Origin of the sequence: Flavobacterium sp. PL02, assembly GCF_035013205.1 — a bacterium.
Classification (GTDB): Bacteria; Bacteroidota; Bacteroidia; order Flavobacteriales; family Flavobacteriaceae; genus Flavobacterium.
The window spans coordinates 1,035,677-1,052,553 of sequence record NZ_JAYGJP010000001.1 but is presented as its reverse complement, the minus strand read 5'-3'; the positions used below and the strand labels follow the sequence as shown (position 1 = coordinate 1,052,553).

Below are 16,877 nucleotides of genomic sequence, written 5' to 3'. Positions count from 1 at the left end.
ATTATTTTTTAACTTGTGTAGTGTCTGTTTGTGTTGCAACTACTGCTGCGTCTGTTTTAGGTGCATCTTTACCTATCCAAATATCTCCTTCCGGTTCTTTCGGATCTTTAGGATTACTACCTTTTAAGGATAAGATATAACTCGATACTTTTTGTATCTCTTTTGGTTTTAACGTTCCTTTCCATGCTATCATCCCTTTTCCGTCACGACCTCCATTAGTTACTGTATGGAAAATTTCTTTTATTCCTCCCCCTAAAATCCAATGATCATCGGTTAAGTTTGGTCCAATTTGCCCTCCTCCATCAGCTCTGTGACAAGCAGCGCAATTGGTCGTGAATATTTCTTTTCCTGCAGCAATATCAGCAGCATCTGTTAGCAAGGTAACCGTTTTCTCATCCATTAAATCCGGAGCAGTTTTAAGATACTCATCAACATCTATCTTGGCTTGAGCCATTTCCTTTTTCAACTCCATTTCTTGGTCGTCTCCACCAAACAACTCGTAACGTGCCATATAAACTACAGCAAAAATAATAGTGATGTAGAATAAATAAATCCACCATGGCGGTAAGTTATTATCTAACTCTTTGATACCATCATAATCGTGATTCAATAACAAAGTCCCTTCCGTTTCCATCGGTTCTGTCTTTGTTAATTTTTGCATCAAATTTTTATACCAGGCTCTTTCTTTTAAGCTCAAATTACTATCAATTTCAAGCTTAGCCTTTTGTTCATCTGTTAGCAAACTATATGTTATGCTATCTATTGCACTTACAGTAATTTCTATTGCTATTAAAAGAAAAAGAAATACAAACAAGAAGACAGAAACCATTGGGTATTTTATAAATGCTGGCCTATCGCCTGAGTCTATAAAATATTCCATTGCACCAAAAACGATGAAGAAAATTAGTGGTAATCGTACATATACTGGAATTAATTTTTTCATTTTATATATTATTTTTAATTCTACAATTTAATTTTCGTCTAATGGTATATGACTCATTTCTTCAATCTTTTCTTTCTTGTATGAAAACACCCAAATTCCCAGGCAAACAAAAAAGATAAAAAATATTAGTAAGGAAAGTATTGGGAAGATCTGTACGCCCGCAATAGTTTCTAAGTTGTGTTTTACTTGTTCAAACATAATTTCTCTATTTTGAAGTCTCTTTTACTTTGATATCTGTTCCTAATCTTTGCATGTAAGCAATAAGCGCTACAATTTCTCTCTCATTCATCGGAATAAATTTCTCCCCTTTTGCTTCAGCTTTTTTCTTACTATCTGCATAACTAGCAACATAGTCTGGATCGTTTTCTAAATTCTTTTCGATTTTTAAAGCTTGTGCTCTTAATAATTTTTGAGCATTTGCTACTTCTTCAGCAGAATATGGAACTCCTAGTTGAACCATTACTTCCATTTTCTTCTGTGTCAATGAAATATCCATTGGCTTATTATCAAATAACCATTTGTATCCTGGCATGATTGAACCTGCCGATATACTTTGTGGATTCCAGAAGTGATTAAAGTGCCAATTATCATTATATTTTCCTCCGACTCTTAATAAATCTGGTCCTGTACGTTTAGATCCCCACAAGAATGGATGATCGTATACAAATTCTCCTGCTTTAGATTGTGGTCCATAACGTTCTACTTCACTTCTGAACGGACGTACTGATTGTGAGTGACACCCAACACATCCTTCACGAATGTATATATCACGACCTTCTAACTCTAATGGTGAATATGGTTTTACACTTGTAATAGTCGGAATATTTGATTTTACCATAATCGTAGGTACGATTTGAATAATTCCTCCAATTAAAATAGCAATTGTAGCCAAAATTGTTAACTGGATTGGTTTTCTTTCTAACCATGAATGGAATTTTTCTCCACGAACTCTACTACTGCTAATTCTTTCTAATGCTGGTGCTTCTGCCAATTCATCTTCAATTGGGTTACCTACTCGTATTGTTTGAATTATGTTGTAAACCAATACAAACATCCCTACAAGATATAAAGTACCTCCAATAGCTCTCATCCAATATAATGGCATAATCGCTGTAACTGTTTCCAGGAAGTTTCCGTATGTTAAAGTCCCGTCTGGATTAAACTGTTTCCACATCGATGCTTGTTGAAAACCAGCAAAATACATTGGAACTGTATATAAAATAATTCCCAGTGTACCAATCCAAAAATGAAAGTTTGCCAATTTTTTAGAAAATAAAGTACTTTTTGTCATTCTTGGTATCAACCAATAAATCATACCAAAGGTCATAAATCCATTCCATGCTAATGCTCCAACGTGTACATGAGCAATAATCCAGTCTGTATAATGCGCTATAGCATTAAATTTTTTAAATGAAAGCATTGGTCCTTCAAAAGTTGCCATACCGTAACCTGTAATTGCAACAACAAAGAATTTTAAAACTGGTTCTTCACGAACTTTGTCCCATGCACCTCTAAGCGTTAAAAGTCCGTTTATCATACCTCCCCAAGATGGAGCAAGCAACATAATAGAGAAAGCAACTCCTAAATTTTGCGCCCAGTTTGGTAACGCTGAATATAATAAGTGGTGAGGACCAGCCCAGATGTATATAAAAATTAATGACCAGAAATGTATAATCGATAGTCTATAAGAATACACTGGACGGTTAGCTATTTTAGGTACAAAGTAATACATTAAACCTAAGAACGGAGTTGTTAAAAAGAATGCAACTGCATTATGACCATACCACCACTGCACTAAAGCATCCTGAACTCCTGCGTAAACAGAATAACTTTTCATTGCAGAAACTGGTATCTCTATATTATTAAAAATATGTAATACTGCAACAGTAACAAATGTGGCTAGATAGAACCAAATTGCAACATATAAATGGCGCTCTCTACGACGTAAAATTGTACCAATCATGTTGATACCCATTACAACCCAAATTAAAGTAATAGCAATATCTATTGGCCACTCTAATTCGGCATATTCTTTAGATGATGTATAACCTAAAGGCAATGAAATTGCTGCCGCTACAATAATTAATTGCCATCCCCAAAAATGTACATTACTTAAAAAGTCACTGAACATTCTAGCTTTTAAGAGTCGCTGCAAAGAATAATACATTCCTGCAAAAAACGCGTTCCCTACAAAGGCAAAAATAACTGCGTTGGTGTGTAAAGGTCTTAATCGTCCATAGCTTAACCATGAGATTCCGTCGGTAATATTAGGAAAGAGGTACATAACGGCCAATGTAAGACCGACCAGCATCCCTACTACACCAAAAAGAATGGTAGCATAAATGAATTTCTTTACAATTTTGTTGTCGTAATAAAATTGTTGCATTTCCATAATCTAGATTTGTTTTTCTGTGGTTGTTTTTATTTTATTATTGGGAGTTTTTTTGATTTCATCATCAAAAAGCATTCGAACGGAAGGAGTGTAATCATCATCATACTGTCCTGATTTTACAGCTATTACGAATGCTATAAAAAAACCAATGGCAATGATGATACTAACTGAGATTAATAAGTAAATTACGCTCATAACTTAAGAAATTTGTTAAACAAAATTACTTTTATACATTCTTTTAAAATATGACATTTATCATACCTTAGCTAGTTATGTTAAATTTATGAAAAAATAACCTTTGAATTATTTATAATCATTTTAAACTACTCTTACTGAAATAGTTAGATGCTAATGTTACAAAACTCACTATCGTAATAGTACTCAAAGGCATTATAATAGCCGCCACCAGAGGCAATAAGTTACCTGTAATAGCGAAAGAAAGTCCTACAACATTATAAAGTAGTGACAAAACAAAACTCATCTTAATGATTTTAATAGAGTTCTTGGAGAGTTTTAAAAAATAATTTAAACGCTGGAATTCGGTTGCATCCAGAATTGCATCACAAGCAGGAGAAAAAACATTTACATTCTCTGATATAGATATTCCTACATTACTTTGTGCTAATGCTCCCGCATCGTTTAATCCATCACCAACCATCATTACATTATGCCCTTGGTCTTGCAGTTCTTTAATAAAGTTTAGTTTTTGTTCCGGTTTTTGATTAAAAACAAGCTCTGTTCCTTTAGGCAAAAGACTTTCTAAAGTTTCTCGCTCTCCATCATTATCACCCGATAATACTTTGATTTTATAATTAAGACTTAGTTCTTTAAATAAATCCCCTAACCCTTCTCGATATTGGTTATTAAAAATATATTTACCGTAATAAACTCCATCTATTTTAATATGAAGTGATGTTTGCTGAATTGAGTTTTCTTCTTGATTTGCAACAAAAGAAAATGATCCAATCTGAAATTGATGATTTTCGATTTCCGCCAAGATTCCTTTTCCTGTTATTTCTTTAAAATCATCCAATTTTATTCGGCTTGATTCAGGCAGAAACTCATATAACATTCGACTCAAAGGGTGATTTGAAGCTCGAAGTACATTTTTAAGCATTACAAGGTTTACATCAGAAAGTTTTTCTCCTTCGTATGTAATATTCGATTTTTTATTAGTTGTAATAGTTCCAGTTTTATCAAAAACCAATGTATCGACTTTAGCAAGCTGTTCAATAACTAAAGCATTTTTTAAATAAAATTTCTGTTTTCCTAAAATCCTTAAGATATTACCAAATGTAAATGGTGCCGTCAATGCCAGTGCACATGGACATGCTACAATAAGTACCGCTGTAAAAACATTAAAAGCTGTATTAGCGTCTATAAATATCCAATAACCAAAACCTGCAAAAGCAATTAATAATAAAATTGGAGTAAAATAACGACTTATAGTATCGGTTATCGTCTTGTGTTTTTGCTGAACATCTTTCTGGAAAATATCATTTCCCCACAATTGTGTCAAGTAACTCTGAGAAACAGTATGCAATACTTCCATCTCTATTACTTTACCTATTTGCTTTCCTCCAGCAAAAACCTTATCACCAGATTTTTTGGTAATAGGAACAGCTTCACCAGTTACAAAACTATAATCAATTTCGGCTTTATCACTTATCAAGATTCCATCTACTGGAATTAATTCTTGATTTCTAATTAATAATCGATCCCCTTTATCAATATCATAAATAGGAATACTTTCTTCTTTAGTATTAGGATTTATTCGGGTTACTGCAATAGGAAAATAAGACTTAAAATCTCTTTCGAAGCTTAAAAAACTATAGGTTTTAATCTGAAACATTTTCCCTAACAACATAAAGAAAATCAATCCTGTTAAGCTATCAAAAAAACCTCCTCCGTAATCCATGATGATATCAAAAGTGCTTCGAATAAACATAACAATAATTCCTAAAGCGATAGGAATATCGATATTCAGCATTTTACTTTTGATACTTTTATAAGCCGAAACATAATAGCCACTTGCCGAATACAAAAAGCTTGGCATTGCCAGAATTAATATCAACCAACGAAAAAAGGGTTTGTAATTATCTAGCCAAAATTCTTTTACTTCAAAATACTCTGGGAAAGAAAGTAACATAATGTTCCCAAAACAGAAAAAAGCGACACCTAATTTATATGTCAAACTTCTGTCTACATTATTTTTTCCAGCTTCATAGTTTTCTAAACTTATATATGGCTCATATCCTATTGAACTTAAGGTATAAGCAATATCTTTAAGACTGATTTTTTCTGGATTATAAGTAATTCTAACTTTCTTTTCAGGGAAATTAACCTGAGAAGCACTAATTCCTGGTTTTAGACGATTTAAATTTTCTAAAATCCAAATACAAGAACTACAATGAATATGTGGAATATTTAGCGAGACAATAGCTGTTGTATCCTCTTGGAATTCTAATAACTTTACCTGAATACTTTCATTATCCAGAAAATCATATTTGCCCTGAATATCTTGTGGTGTTGCTCCTGGAGATTTTTCGAAATCATAATAACAAGTTAGGTCATTAAGACTGAAAATCTCATAAACTGTCTTACATCCGCTGCAACAAAATTCTTTTTCATCAAAAACAATTACTTCATTTTTTGGAATAATCAAACCGCAATGAAAACAATTTTGTACACTCATAATTTAACCATTTTATGCTTTTGCAAAGGTCACAAACAGCCTAGTTAAAAAACATGACAATTATCATAGCCTCTAAATTACATTTTTAAATTTAATAAAATAAATTGGGAATAAACTTATAGAAATCATATTTCTGTTATTATTATAAAAAATAAGATAAAAAAAACATAATTATACCTAATTTTGCAAACAAATAACTTTGCTATGAATAAATGTGACCAATGTATCGTAAGACAACTTACTTCGTTAAAAGCTTTAAACAAAGATGAAGTTATAAAATTAGCTAATAGTAAAACTACTTATACTATTAAGAAAGGTGATTCTATTTTTGAAGAAGGCGAAGTTACTAATGGTGTTTTCTGTGTAAAAGATGGTGTAGGTAAACTTTCTAAGCTAAGTGCCAATGGTAAAGATCAAATTGTAAAGCTTGTAAAATCTGGAGAACTTTTAGGACAACGCTCTATGATTAGTAATGAACCTGCTAATTTAAGCGCTAAAGCCTTAGATGACATGGAAGTATGTTTTATTCCTAAAACAGAAATCATCAATTTCTTTAATCAAAACAATCAGTTTTCTATGAATGTGATGAAAACAATTTGTGATGATTTAAAAGAATCAGACAATCATACTGTTTCATTAGCCCAAAAAACCGTTAAATCTCGTTTAGCCGAAACGTTATTATACTTACATGACACATTTGGCGAGAACAAAGACAACACGTTACAAATTCAACTTTCCAGAGATGAACTAGCAAGTATGATTGGTACTGCTACAGAAAGCTGCATCAGACTATTATCTGACTTTAATAAACTAAAAGTTATTGAATTAGTTGGAAAGAAAATTGTCCTTAAAAATATTAGTGCCTTAAAGAAAATGGCCGAATAACTAAAGCTTCTTTGCTTCGTTCCAAAAAACATCCATTTCTGCCAAAGTCATGTCCATTAATGGCTTTCCTAATTCTCCTGCTTTGCTTTCAAGGTATTGAAAACGTTTTATAAATTTTTTATTGGTGCGTTCTAGTGCATCTTCGGGATTTACATTTAAAAATCGCGCATAATTAATCATCGAGAATAATACATCTCCAAACTCAGCTTCAATTTTATCTTGATTTCCAGCTTCTACTTCTACTTGTAGCTCTTGTAATTCTTCCTGTACTTTATCCCAAACTTGGTGCGGTTCTTCCCAATCAAAGCCTACTCCTTTTACTTTATCTTGTATTCTGCTTGCTTTAACTAATGCTGGCAAACTTCTTGGAACACCTTCTAAAACAGATTTTTTACCTTCTTTTAACTTAAGTTTTTCCCAATTTTGCTTTACTTCTTCTTCATCTTTTACAACTGTATCGCTATAAATATGAGGATGACGATGAATAAGCTTTTCGCAAATTTCATTACACACATCTGCCATATCAAAATCATTTGTTTCGCTACCTATTTTGGCATAAAAAACAATGTGCAACAACAAATCTCCTAATTCTTTTTTTACTTCATTCAGATCATTATCCAGAATTGCATCACCTAATTCATATGTTTCTTCAATAGTAAGATGGCGTAAACTCTGTATAGTCTGCTTCATGTCCCAAGGACATTTTTCACGCAAATCATCCATTATATTTAATAATCTCTCGAAGGCTTGTAATTGCAGTTCTTTACTCATTTTTGAAGTAATTTTAAGTTGGTAACGAATTCATGTAAAAGTAAAAAATCCTGTCAAGAAATCATCTCAACAGGATTAAATATCGTTCAATTAATTGAAACTATTTTTTTTCAGCAGCTGCTTTAGCTTTTTTTGCTGGTGCTTTTTTTGTTTCCTCAAGAACTGGAGTTTCTTCTTTAGCTGCTGCAGGTGCAGGTGCTAAATCTGTAACTAATCCTTTTGCCTGAAGCATATTGTACCAGTTCAATACTTTTTTAATATCCGAAGGATAAACTCTCTCTTCGTCGTATTGAGGTAAAATTTCTTTAAAATAAGCTCCTAAAGTAGCATTATCTTCTTTATGAGAAATAGCTGGTCCTTTGTTTTCTTTTACTGCAATTAATTGCATTACTTCAGACAAAGGTTTTTCTCCTTCGTAAGTATAAATTGAAATTTCTGACAATAAACTTACATTACTCTTTAAGCTAACAGTGATTTTTTTTCCATCAATTAATGATTCAGCTACAAATCCTGTACGCGTTTGTACTTTTAATGCGTATAAACCTGGTTTCCCAGAAATAGCTAATATTTTTTCTAAATTCATGTTTATTATAATTAGTATTAAGAATTCGGTTATTTTATTTTTTATCTAAAGATCTTCAAAAACTATCTTCCTTTTTTAGCAGCAGCAAATTTCATTCTGTATTCTTGAAAAGTTTTGCCTTCGGTGATATTTTTTAATTTCTTTTGAATTAAACGTTTTTTTAATGATGAAATTTTATCTGTAAACAAAATTCCTTCAATGTGATCATATTCATGCTGAATTACTCTGGCAATTAAACCATCAAACACTTCGGTTTTTACGACAAAATCTTCTTCACAATATTCAATTGTAATTCTTTCGTGTCTGTAAACATCCTCACGAACATCTGGAATACTCAGGCATCCTTCGTTAAAACTCCATTCTTCGCCATCTTCTTTTAAGATTTTGGCATTGATAAAAGTTCTCTTAAATCCTTTTAATTCTTTTTGTTCATCTGCTGGTAAATCCTCATCATCACTAAAAGGAGTTGTGTCAATTACAAATAAACGCAAGGCCAAACCAACTTGTGGCGCAGCAAGACCCACTCCATAAGCATTGTACATTGTTTCGTACATGTTAGCTATTGTTTCTTTCAAATTTGGATGTTCTGGCGATACTGCCTCCCCAACTTTTCTTAAAACAGGATCACCATATCCTATAATTGGTAAAATCATTCTTGTTGTATTATGTATTAACGACTATTAATCCAGAATTTCATTATTCTGAATTAGGTTGGCAAAAATAGTAAAAAATAGTCAATGAATAATTCTATTAACCAGATTATCTACTTTTTGATTTCTATTTAAATCAAACTCACTATTATTACTAAATAACTCTTACAATTCTTATCTTTGCTAGTAAACCTATTTCTATGTTAGATCGCATCGTTAAATTCACAGACAGTACTTCTTTTACCAATGCTTCAAAAGTTACAATTGCATCAGTAGTTCCTGTATTGTTTTTTAACTTCTTAGGTTATTTTGAAATTGGTTTTACGATTGCTCTCGGTGCTTTTTATACTTATCCGAGTGATATCCCGAGTAATCTTAAACACAAAATAAAAGGAATTGTAGTTACTGCTCTTATTGTTTCTGGCGTTAACCTACTAGTTAATCTTGTTTATCCTTATCCTTGGCTATTTTATCCGTTTCTAGGAATATTACTTTTCTTGTCCTCTATGATCTCTGTTTATGGACAAAGAGCGACTATGGCATCATTCTCTGCCCTACTTTCGATCTCTTTATCATTTGCACATTTACACGAAGGCTGGGAAGCTGTATTACATTCTAGCTATATTTTTGCCGGTGGATTATTCTATTTAATAGTTTCGCTTATCTTTCATTATATAAAACCGTATCGTTATATAGAATTACAAACTGCCGACGGAATACGATTAACCGCAAAATACTTAAAACTTAGGGGTGATTTATGGAATCCTGAGGCTGATAGAAAAAAGATTATCGAAAAACAGTTGCATCTTCAGGTTGAATTAAACCAAATTCACGAAAATTTACGACAAGTACTTATTGGCAACAGAGCCACTTCTGGCGATTCTAGCCAAAACCGAAAAATGCTGATTGTTTTTATAACATTAGTCGAAATTCAGGAATTAGCTTTATCGACATCATTTGACCATGATAAATTGCACAAAAAATTTAGTGATCATCCTGAAGTTCTGCGTTCCTATCAAAACCTTGCTTATAAACTTGCATCAACTTTAAAAAAATTATCTAAAAGTGTTCATAAAGCTTCTAAATATATCTCGCTAAATGATTTAAAAAAAGAACTTGACGGATTACAATCTGCTATTGATGCGTATCAAAATAACTTAGGAAAGATAGAAGCTTCTGAAGGAGTTTGGATGCTTACTAATATGCTCAAATACGCTCAAAAGCAAGTCGAAAAAATAAAAATCGTAGAAATGGCTTTTTCATTAGCTATTAAATCTTTTGATTTTAAAGACAAGGATAAAGAACTTGAAAAATTCCTGACTCCGCAATATTATCCGATACGTACATTAATTGAAAATTTCAGTTTTTCGTCAACATTTTTCAGGCATTCGCTGCGACTTACTATAACTATTATGGCAGGTTTTATAATTGGCAAGCTACTTCCGTTTCAAAACGTATACTGGATTTTATTGACAATCGTGGTAATTATGCGTCCTGGCTATGGTTTAACCAAAGAGCGCTCTTATAATCGTGTTTTTGGTACTATTTTAGGCGGATTAATAGCCTTTGGGATTGTCTCCTTGGTACACAATCATGTAGCAATAAGCATATTTGCTATTGTCTGTATGCTTATCGGTATTTCATTTACGCAGAGCAATTACAAAATAAGCACTACTCTTGTTACCATGTACGTGGTTTTTGTGTACGGAATATTAACACCTAATATTCTTGAGGTAATTCAGTTTAGAATTCTGGATTCACTTGTAGGGGCTAGCCTAGCCTTTTTAGCAAATTATTATTTATGGCCTGCTTGGGAGTTCTTAAATGCTGCATCATTTTTAGAAAAATCTATTGAGGCTAACAGAAACTATTTAAGAGAAATTGCCGAATACTATAATAAAAAAGGAACATTGCCTACATCGTATCGTTTGGCAAGAAAAAATGCTTTTATAGAAATAGGAAATCTTATGACATCTTTCCAGAGAATGGTACAAGAACCTAAATCGAAGCAAAAACAGCTTCCGCAAATAAACAAGCTTGCTGTACTAAATCATTCTTTACTTTCGTCTGCGGCATCATTAGGCACATATATACAATCTCATAAAACGACATCGGCATCTGAGTCTTTTAATTTTGTAATTGGCGTTGTTGTTTATAACTTAAATTATTCTATTGCAATCTTAAGACATGAAAGCACAGCTGAATATAAAAACAAAGACATTAATAAAGAACAATTGACTTTTCATTTTGAAGAATTAAAAAGAAAAAATTTCAGTCGATTAGAAAAAGACAATGAACTCGATGATAGTGCAAGAGAAACCAAAATGCAGGAAGCCCAATTGGTAATCGAACAATTAATATGGATGACTGATTTGTCTGAAAAAATAGTAACGATTACAAAAGAGTTTATAGCACAAAATCCAGATTAAATTAATCTGGATTTTGTATTTATTCTTATTATGTATGCTCTACTTAGTTATCTAACTTTAAAGTTGCAGCGGTATTTTTTCTAATTTCAGATAACAATTCTGGTTTATCATTTAAAGTCTGTCCATAAGAAGGAATCATTGCTTTAAGCTTTTCATCCCATTCTGGTGTTTTAATTTTATCCTTAAAACATTTCCCTATTAATCCAACCATGATAGAAACTGCAGTTGAAGCTCCAGGTGAAGCTCCTAATAAAACAGCCAATGTACCATCATCTGTATTAATTACCTCAGTACCAAATTCAAGAATTCCACCTTCTTTTTCATCTTTTTTAATAACCTGAACACGTTGTCCTGCTCGCTCTAACTTCCAATCTTTAGATTTTGCATTTGGCAAGTATTCGCGTAAAGCGTTCATTCTATCTTTTGGTGATTGTCTTACTTGCTCGATTAAGTATTTAGTAAGTGGGATATTATGATAACCAGCTGCCAACATTGGCATTATATTGTCTGTTTTTATAGATAAAGGCAAATCCATATAAGATCCGTTCTTTAAAAATCGAGTCGAAAAACCAGCAAATGGTCCAAAAAGCAATGCTCTTTCTCCATTTATCATTCGTGTATCAATATGAGGAACTGACATTGGTGGCGCACCAACACTAGCTTTTCCGTAAACTTTGGCTTGATGCTGAAGAATAACTTCTGGATTAGTACATTTTAACCATTGTCCGCTCACAGGAAAACCTCCAAATCCTTTTCCTTCGGCAACATTTGCTTTTTCTAACAAAGGCAATGAACCTCCTCCGGCACCAATAAAGACAAATTTAGTATATACTTTTCTAGTTTGTCCGGTGGCTAAATCTGTGATTTTAATTCTCCACGATTTATCTTCACGCTGCTTTAATTTTTTTACTTCATGATTAAAATGTATTGTTACGCCATCTAATTTTCCTAGATAGTTAAACATACTTCGTGTTAACTCTCCAAAATTCACATCGGTTCCTATTGCCATAGAAGTTGCTGCAAACTTATCTGTAGCATCTCTTCCTTCCATTACCAATGGCATCCATTCTTTTAATTGAGCAAAATCGGTGCTAAAAACCATCTCTTTAAAGATTGGATTTTTTTGTAGTGCTTCAAATCTTTTCTTAAGATAATCCACATTTTTTTCTCCCCAAACAAAACTCATGTGAGGAACACTTTTTATAAAATTATCAGGAGATGTAATTTTATTTTGCTGTACTAAGTAAGACCAAAACTGACGAGAAACTTCAAAGGATTCAGCAATACTAATTGCTTTTTTAGGATCTATACTACCATTTTTTTCTGGTGTATAATTCAATTCACAAAAGGCTGAGTGCCCTGTTCCTGCGTTATTCCAAGCATCAGAGCTTTCGGCTGCAGCAACATCTAATCTTTCGTAAATTTCAATTTTTAAATCTGGCTGTAATTCTTTTAAGATTAACCCAAGAGTTGCACTCATAATTCCAGCACCAATAAGTACTACTTCGGTATTTGAACGTATGGTTTTGTCGGACATAGCAAGAAAATTTTAAAGTGCAAAGGTACTTCATAAAATTGCAAAAAAAAACTATAAATTTCACCTTAAAAGTTATAGTTTTCTAAAACGTTTGCGAGCTAAATCCTTTGATTTTTTAAAACATTTTACGAGACAAATAGTCCTGAAGCATTATCGTTGCTGAGATTTCATCGATCAAACCTTTATTCTGACGTTGTTTTTTGCTAAGTCCACTGTCTATCATTGTTTGAAATGCCATTTTAGAAGTAAATCTTTCATCAACCCGAACTACTTTCATATCCGGAAAAATATTCGAAAAATGAGTTACAAAACCTTTAATAATTGAAGCACTTTGTGATGGCTCTCCATTCATTTGTTTTGGCTCACCTATTAAGACCGCTTCCACCTTTTCTTTAGCAAAATAATCTTTTAAAAAATCGATAGTTGTATTAGATGGAATTGTAGTTAAACCCGAGGCAATAATTTGCAGTTCATCAGTAACAGCAATTCCTGTTCTTTTTTGTCCGTAATCTATAGCGAGAATTCTTGGCATCTTATTAAATATTAATGGAACAAAGATACATAAAGTAAAAACCTTGTGCCTTAAAAAAATTAATCCGTTCTATATTCCAGAACGGATTAATTAAACTTTTTTCCAAAAAAAAATTAAAACGATATCAAAAAAATTAATTTAAAAACCTACTAACCATCTATTTATACTAATTCACAGATTTTAAACAATCCATAAATAGAACTTTGCTCTTTAAAATATTCTTGCATATAATTTCAATTCAAAAGTAGGCCTAATTACATCCCTAATTCATGATAATTATCATCGAACAAAAGAAAGAATTAACGTATTATAGATATTTATTCACAACACTTAATAGCACATATAAATCAATTAACAATTTAAAAACCAAATAATTACAAAAATTTAAAGTTTAAAATATTTTAAATCAGAGTTATATTGTTATAAAATTAGATTGACCAAGTAATCGTAATTTGAAAAAAAAATAGTTCTTTTGCTTCAAATTTCCCACATATTATAGAAAATTACTCGAAAACAAATACCCAAATTCACTAAATACCAAATGAATAATTATAAAAATAGCATTATTTTATTTCTAAAAAGATTCTTTTTAATTGTCATAATTTATCAATTCTCTAGAGTTCTATTCTATCTTATGAACTCAAAATTATTCGAACCTTTTACATTTCAAACTTTTCTAGGAGGTCTTCTTTTTGATTTTGCAGCTATAGCTTATATAAATATTGTTTTCTTATTAGCGCATTTGATTCCAGGAAATTTCAAATACAAACCGAGATATCAAAGCATCCTAAAAGTTTCCTTTTATACTGTTAACCTTATCTTTATTGCTACCAACTTCATAGACATTATTTACTATCGTTTTACTGGTAGAAGAAGTACTTTTGGGATGATTACTGCCAAAGGAATGGAACACGAAGCCTTAGGTTTAATTCCTTCTTTCTTAAAAGAATTCTGGTACATCTTTGTGTTATTTCTTATCGTTAGTATTATATTTTGGAAATTGATTCCGAATTTAAAAACACATTTAATACACGAAAAATCAACTAAAAAAGACTACTACAAACAATACACATATTTTGTTCTTTCGATAGTTATAATTTTACTTATGGGACGTGGTGGGTTCCGAAAAAAACCAATTAAAATTGTAGATGCTGCTGAATATGGGGCATTAAATAATTCTGCATTAGTCTTAAATACTCCTTTTTGCATCTTAAAATCTGCTGTTAAAAAAGAAGATATTGAGAAAGTAAATTATTTTAATGAAAAAGAGTTAGTTTCAATTTATAACCCTGTCATTTCTTTAAAATCAAGCGAACCAACTATTAAAAAAAATGTAGTCATTTTAATTTTGGAAAGTTTCGGTAATGAAAACATTGGTCGTGGACAAACTCCTTTCTTAGATTCTCTAATAACAAAATCATACTATTTTAAGAATGGGTTTGCTAACGGAAAAGTTTCAATTGACGCTGTTCCATCCATCCTCTCAAGCATACCTAGCTTAATGAATAACTCTTTTATAACATCTAGTTATTCTTTAAATAAAATAAATGGTCTTCCTAAAATTTTCAAGAAAGAAGGCTATACTACTTCATTTTTTCATGGTGCCTTTAATGGTAGTCAGAACTTTGACCAATATGCTCAAGTAGCAGGATTTGACCAATATTTTGGAAAAGACCAATATACAGGAGAAGAATCTTTTGATGGTAAATGGGGGATTTTTGATGAAGATTTTCTACAATTTTACGCTGCTAAATTAACTTCGTTTAAACAACCTTTCTTTAGTTCGTTATTTACTATTTCTTCTCACAGCCCATATACTATTCCAGAAAAATATAAAGGAAAATTCCCTAAGGGAACTACTGAAATTCAAGAAAGTATAGCATACACTGATTTTGCATTGCGAAGATTTTTTGATACAGCAAAAAAACAAGGATGGTACAAAAACACACTATTTGTTATTTCTTCTGATCATACTTCGTCTGGAGGAGATAAAGACATTGACAAGACTAATATTGGAAAATTTCACATTCCGATTTTGTTTTTCGACCCATCTAATCCTGAATTAACAGGTGTTAACGAGAAAAACTTTCAACAAATTGATATCATGCCTAGTATTCTAGATTACTTAAATATAAAAACTGACATGGTTAGTTTTGGTAAAAGTTATAAATCTAAAGAAAACTATGTGGTTTATTACCTCCAAGGAACATATCATTACATCAAAGATGATTATTATCTTGCTTTTGCAAATAATAAAACAATTGGATTATATAACTGGAAAAAAGACCCTTTATTAAAAAACAATTTGATGTTAAAGGATAAAGCTAAAGTTGAAGAGTCTGAAAAATTCTTAAAAGCATACATACAATCTTTCAATGAAAGAGTAGTCAATAATAAATTAGCGATTTAACTAATTTAAAAAAGCTAAAGCAATTTAATAATACGAAAAAGGAAAGAGGTTTTAAAATCTCTTTCCTTTTTTTGTTTAATTATAATTCTGCACAGTCTGATCTAGATAACCACATCAATATTCACACATAAAACTATCTAGAATCAGGAAATAAAGTCAATAACTACCAACCTATATTCACAAGAAAAGGGTCTAACCTTAATTAAAAAGTTAAACCCCATTTATTTTAAAAACTTAAGGCTTTTAATTGCCCCGTTTACATCCTATCTACCAAAAAAACGACTAAAGAAACCTCTTTCCTCCTCTTCCTCTACATGAGTCTCCGTTTGTTGATTTGCAGTCTGTGCTTTTTCATGCTCATACATTAATTCTTTAATATACTCAACATAAGTTCGTTTTTTCTCTTCTAGAAATCCAATCAAATATTTCTCACTAAATTCCATTCCACTAGCAGATTCTATTTGAAGCAACTTTTTGTACAAAGGTTCAATATGCATCGCGATTACTTCTTGTGGCACAGAACGTCTGCGTCCAAAATAATTTGCTATTGCTCCATTTGAATCTTTTGCAATTTCAAAATCGGTAACAACCCAATAATATCTTCCAGATTTAGCTAGATTTTTAACAACAGCATGAAAGTTATTTCCTTTTTTAAGATTTTCCCATAATACTTTAAATATCACTCGTGGCATATCTGGATGTCTTATGATACTATGCGGTTGCCCCATTAATTCATAATCTTCATATCCGCAAACATCAACAAAAATTTCATTGGCGTATTCGATAATTCCAAATGGGTTTGTTTTACTCATGATAACTTGGGTTTTATCCCAAGAAACTTCTTTATCAATTGGTGTAGGTCTGTGAAACGACTCGTTTTCTTGATTCATTGTTAATATACTAATTAAATTATTGAATTCAAACAATTTAAAATCACCTTATGTTGTTGTTAAATTGTCTTACAAAAGTAATTCTATAAGAAAAGTTAAAAATTGATATTTATCAGGGAATAAGATAAAAAATATTTTATGTAGGAAAAATTATTTAAAA

14 protein-coding genes are annotated in these 16,877 nt (G+C 31.5%); 3 read left to right on the top strand and 11 right to left on the bottom strand.

The genetic code is table 11. The annotated features are described in order from the left end of the window. Position 1 precedes the first annotated feature (1 nt). The 5 genes from SHI72_RS04475 to SHI72_RS04455 form a co-directional block, all read right to left on the bottom strand. Complete coding sequence (locus SHI72_RS04475; protein ID WP_323489180.1) at positions 2-943, bottom strand: cbb3-type cytochrome c oxidase N-terminal domain-containing protein; 942 nt, start codon at positions 941-943, stop codon at positions 2-4. Between the two features lie 27 nt (positions 944-970). After that, on the bottom strand, positions 971-1,141 hold the full coding sequence (locus SHI72_RS04470; RefSeq protein WP_082001838.1) for a CcoQ/FixQ family Cbb3-type cytochrome c oxidase assembly chaperone: 171 nt from the start codon (positions 1,139-1,141) through the stop codon (positions 971-973). Between the two features lie 7 nt (positions 1,142-1,148). Then, positions 1,149-3,335 carry a cytochrome-c oxidase, cbb3-type subunit I gene (gene ccoN / locus SHI72_RS04465; protein ID WP_323489179.1) on the bottom strand — a complete coding sequence of 729 codons (2,187 nt, stop codon included), beginning with the start codon at positions 3,333-3,335 and terminating at the stop codon, positions 1,149-1,151. Positions 3,336-3,338: 3 nt separating this feature from the next. Further along, the gene (gene ccoS, locus SHI72_RS04460; protein ID WP_039115094.1) at positions 3,339-3,530 is read right to left on the bottom strand and encodes a cbb3-type cytochrome oxidase assembly protein CcoS; all 192 of its coding nucleotides are present in this window, start codon (positions 3,528-3,530) and stop codon (positions 3,339-3,341) included. 118 nt (positions 3,531-3,648) lie between these two features. Then, positions 3,649-6,030 carry a heavy metal translocating P-type ATPase gene (locus tag SHI72_RS04455; protein WP_323489178.1) on the bottom strand — a complete coding sequence of 794 codons (2,382 nt, stop codon included), beginning with the start codon at positions 6,028-6,030 and terminating at the stop codon, positions 3,649-3,651. Positions 6,031-6,234: 204 nt separating this feature from the next. Here SHI72_RS04455 and SHI72_RS04450 point away from each other — a divergent pair, with 204 nt between their 5' ends. After that, the gene (locus SHI72_RS04450) at positions 6,235-6,915 is read left to right on the top strand and encodes a Crp/Fnr family transcriptional regulator (protein ID WP_039115097.1); all 681 of its coding nucleotides are present in this window, start codon (positions 6,235-6,237) and stop codon (positions 6,913-6,915) included. Here the strand turns inward: SHI72_RS04450 and mazG are convergent, their stop codons facing one another. The 3 genes from mazG to def all read right to left on the bottom strand — a co-directional run bounded on the left by mazG (position 6,916) and on the right by def (position 8,922). Next, on the bottom strand, positions 6,916-7,686 hold the full coding sequence (gene mazG, locus SHI72_RS04445; RefSeq protein ID WP_086895254.1) for a nucleoside triphosphate pyrophosphohydrolase: 771 nt from the start codon (positions 7,684-7,686) through the stop codon (positions 6,916-6,918). It abuts the gene before it with no gap. Between the two features lie 100 nt (positions 7,687-7,786). Beyond that, the gene (locus SHI72_RS04440) at positions 7,787-8,269 is read right to left on the bottom strand and encodes a DUF5606 domain-containing protein (RefSeq protein WP_039118789.1); all 483 of its coding nucleotides are present in this window, start codon (positions 8,267-8,269) and stop codon (positions 7,787-7,789) included. A 62-nt stretch (positions 8,270-8,331) separates the two neighbouring features. Then, positions 8,332-8,922, bottom strand: coding sequence for a peptide deformylase (gene def / locus SHI72_RS04435; RefSeq protein ID WP_035621249.1), 591 nt, complete (start codon positions 8,920-8,922; stop codon positions 8,332-8,334). A gap of 197 nt (positions 8,923-9,119) precedes the next feature. Between def and SHI72_RS04430 the strand changes: the two genes are divergently transcribed. Further along, positions 9,120-11,348, top strand: coding sequence for an FUSC family protein (locus tag SHI72_RS04430; protein ID WP_323489177.1), 2,229 nt, complete (start codon positions 9,120-9,122; stop codon positions 11,346-11,348). Positions 11,349-11,391: 43 nt separating this feature from the next. Here the strand turns inward: SHI72_RS04430 and SHI72_RS04425 are convergent, their stop codons facing one another. Both SHI72_RS04425 and ruvX read right to left on the bottom strand, forming a co-directional pair. Continuing rightward, positions 11,392-12,885 carry a malate:quinone oxidoreductase gene (locus SHI72_RS04425; protein WP_039118791.1) on the bottom strand — a complete coding sequence of 498 codons (1,494 nt, stop codon included), beginning with the start codon at positions 12,883-12,885 and terminating at the stop codon, positions 11,392-11,394. Between the two features lie 115 nt (positions 12,886-13,000). Beyond that, positions 13,001-13,417 (bottom strand): Holliday junction resolvase RuvX, encoded by a 417-nt coding sequence (gene ruvX / locus SHI72_RS04420; protein ID WP_039115109.1) that lies wholly within the window; start codon positions 13,415-13,417, stop codon positions 13,001-13,003. Between the two features lie 634 nt (positions 13,418-14,051). Between ruvX and SHI72_RS04415 the strand changes: the two genes are divergently transcribed. Then, entirely contained in the window at positions 14,052-15,827 is a 1,776-nt protein-coding gene (locus SHI72_RS04415; protein WP_323489176.1) for an LTA synthase family protein, read from the top strand. A gap of 263 nt (positions 15,828-16,090) precedes the next feature. Here SHI72_RS04415 and SHI72_RS04410 read toward each other — a convergent pair whose 3' ends face one another. Further along, positions 16,091-16,717, bottom strand: coding sequence for a PAS domain-containing protein (locus tag SHI72_RS04410; protein WP_039118793.1), 627 nt, complete (start codon positions 16,715-16,717; stop codon positions 16,091-16,093). Between the last annotated feature and the right edge of the window lie 160 nt (positions 16,718-16,877).

Bases quoted from the DNA above. Each gene is read 5' to 3' on its own strand.
- SHI72_RS04430 (WP_323489177.1), top strand. From the start codon at position 9,120: ATGTTAGATCGCATCGTTAAATTCACAGACAGTACTTCTTTTACCAAT.
- SHI72_RS04425 (WP_039118791.1), bottom strand. From the start codon at position 12,885: ATGTCCGACAAAACCATACGTTCAAATACCGAAGTAGTACTTATTGGT.
- SHI72_RS04440 (WP_039118789.1), bottom strand. From the start codon at position 8,269: ATGAATTTAGAAAAAATATTAGCTATTTCTGGGAAACCAGGTTTATAC.
- SHI72_RS04450 (WP_039115097.1), top strand. From the start codon at position 6,235: ATGAATAAATGTGACCAATGTATCGTAAGACAACTTACTTCGTTAAAA.
- def (WP_035621249.1), bottom strand. From the start codon at position 8,922: ATGATTTTACCAATTATAGGATATGGTGATCCTGTTTTAAGAAAAGTT.
- SHI72_RS04470 (WP_082001838.1), bottom strand. From the start codon at position 1,141: ATGTTTGAACAAGTAAAACACAACTTAGAAACTATTGCGGGCGTACAG.
- ccoS (WP_039115094.1), bottom strand. From the start codon at position 3,530: ATGAGCGTAATTTACTTATTAATCTCAGTTAGTATCATCATTGCCATT.
- SHI72_RS04455 (WP_323489178.1), bottom strand. From the start codon at position 6,030: ATGAGTGTACAAAATTGTTTTCATTGCGGTTTGATTATTCCAAAAAAT.
- ccoN (WP_323489179.1), bottom strand. From the start codon at position 3,335: ATGGAAATGCAACAATTTTATTACGACAACAAAATTGTAAAGAAATTC.
- mazG (WP_086895254.1), bottom strand. From the start codon at position 7,686: ATGAGTAAAGAACTGCAATTACAAGCCTTCGAGAGATTATTAAATATA.
- SHI72_RS04475 (WP_323489180.1), bottom strand. From the start codon at position 943: ATGAAAAAATTAATTCCAGTATATGTACGATTACCACTAATTTTCTTC.
- SHI72_RS04415 (WP_323489176.1), top strand. From the start codon at position 14,052: ATGAACTCAAAATTATTCGAACCTTTTACATTTCAAACTTTTCTAGGA.
- SHI72_RS04410 (WP_039118793.1), bottom strand. From the start codon at position 16,717: ATGAATCAAGAAAACGAGTCGTTTCACAGACCTACACCAATTGATAAA.
- ruvX (WP_039115109.1), bottom strand. From the start codon at position 13,417: ATGCCAAGAATTCTCGCTATAGATTACGGACAAAAAAGAACAGGAATT.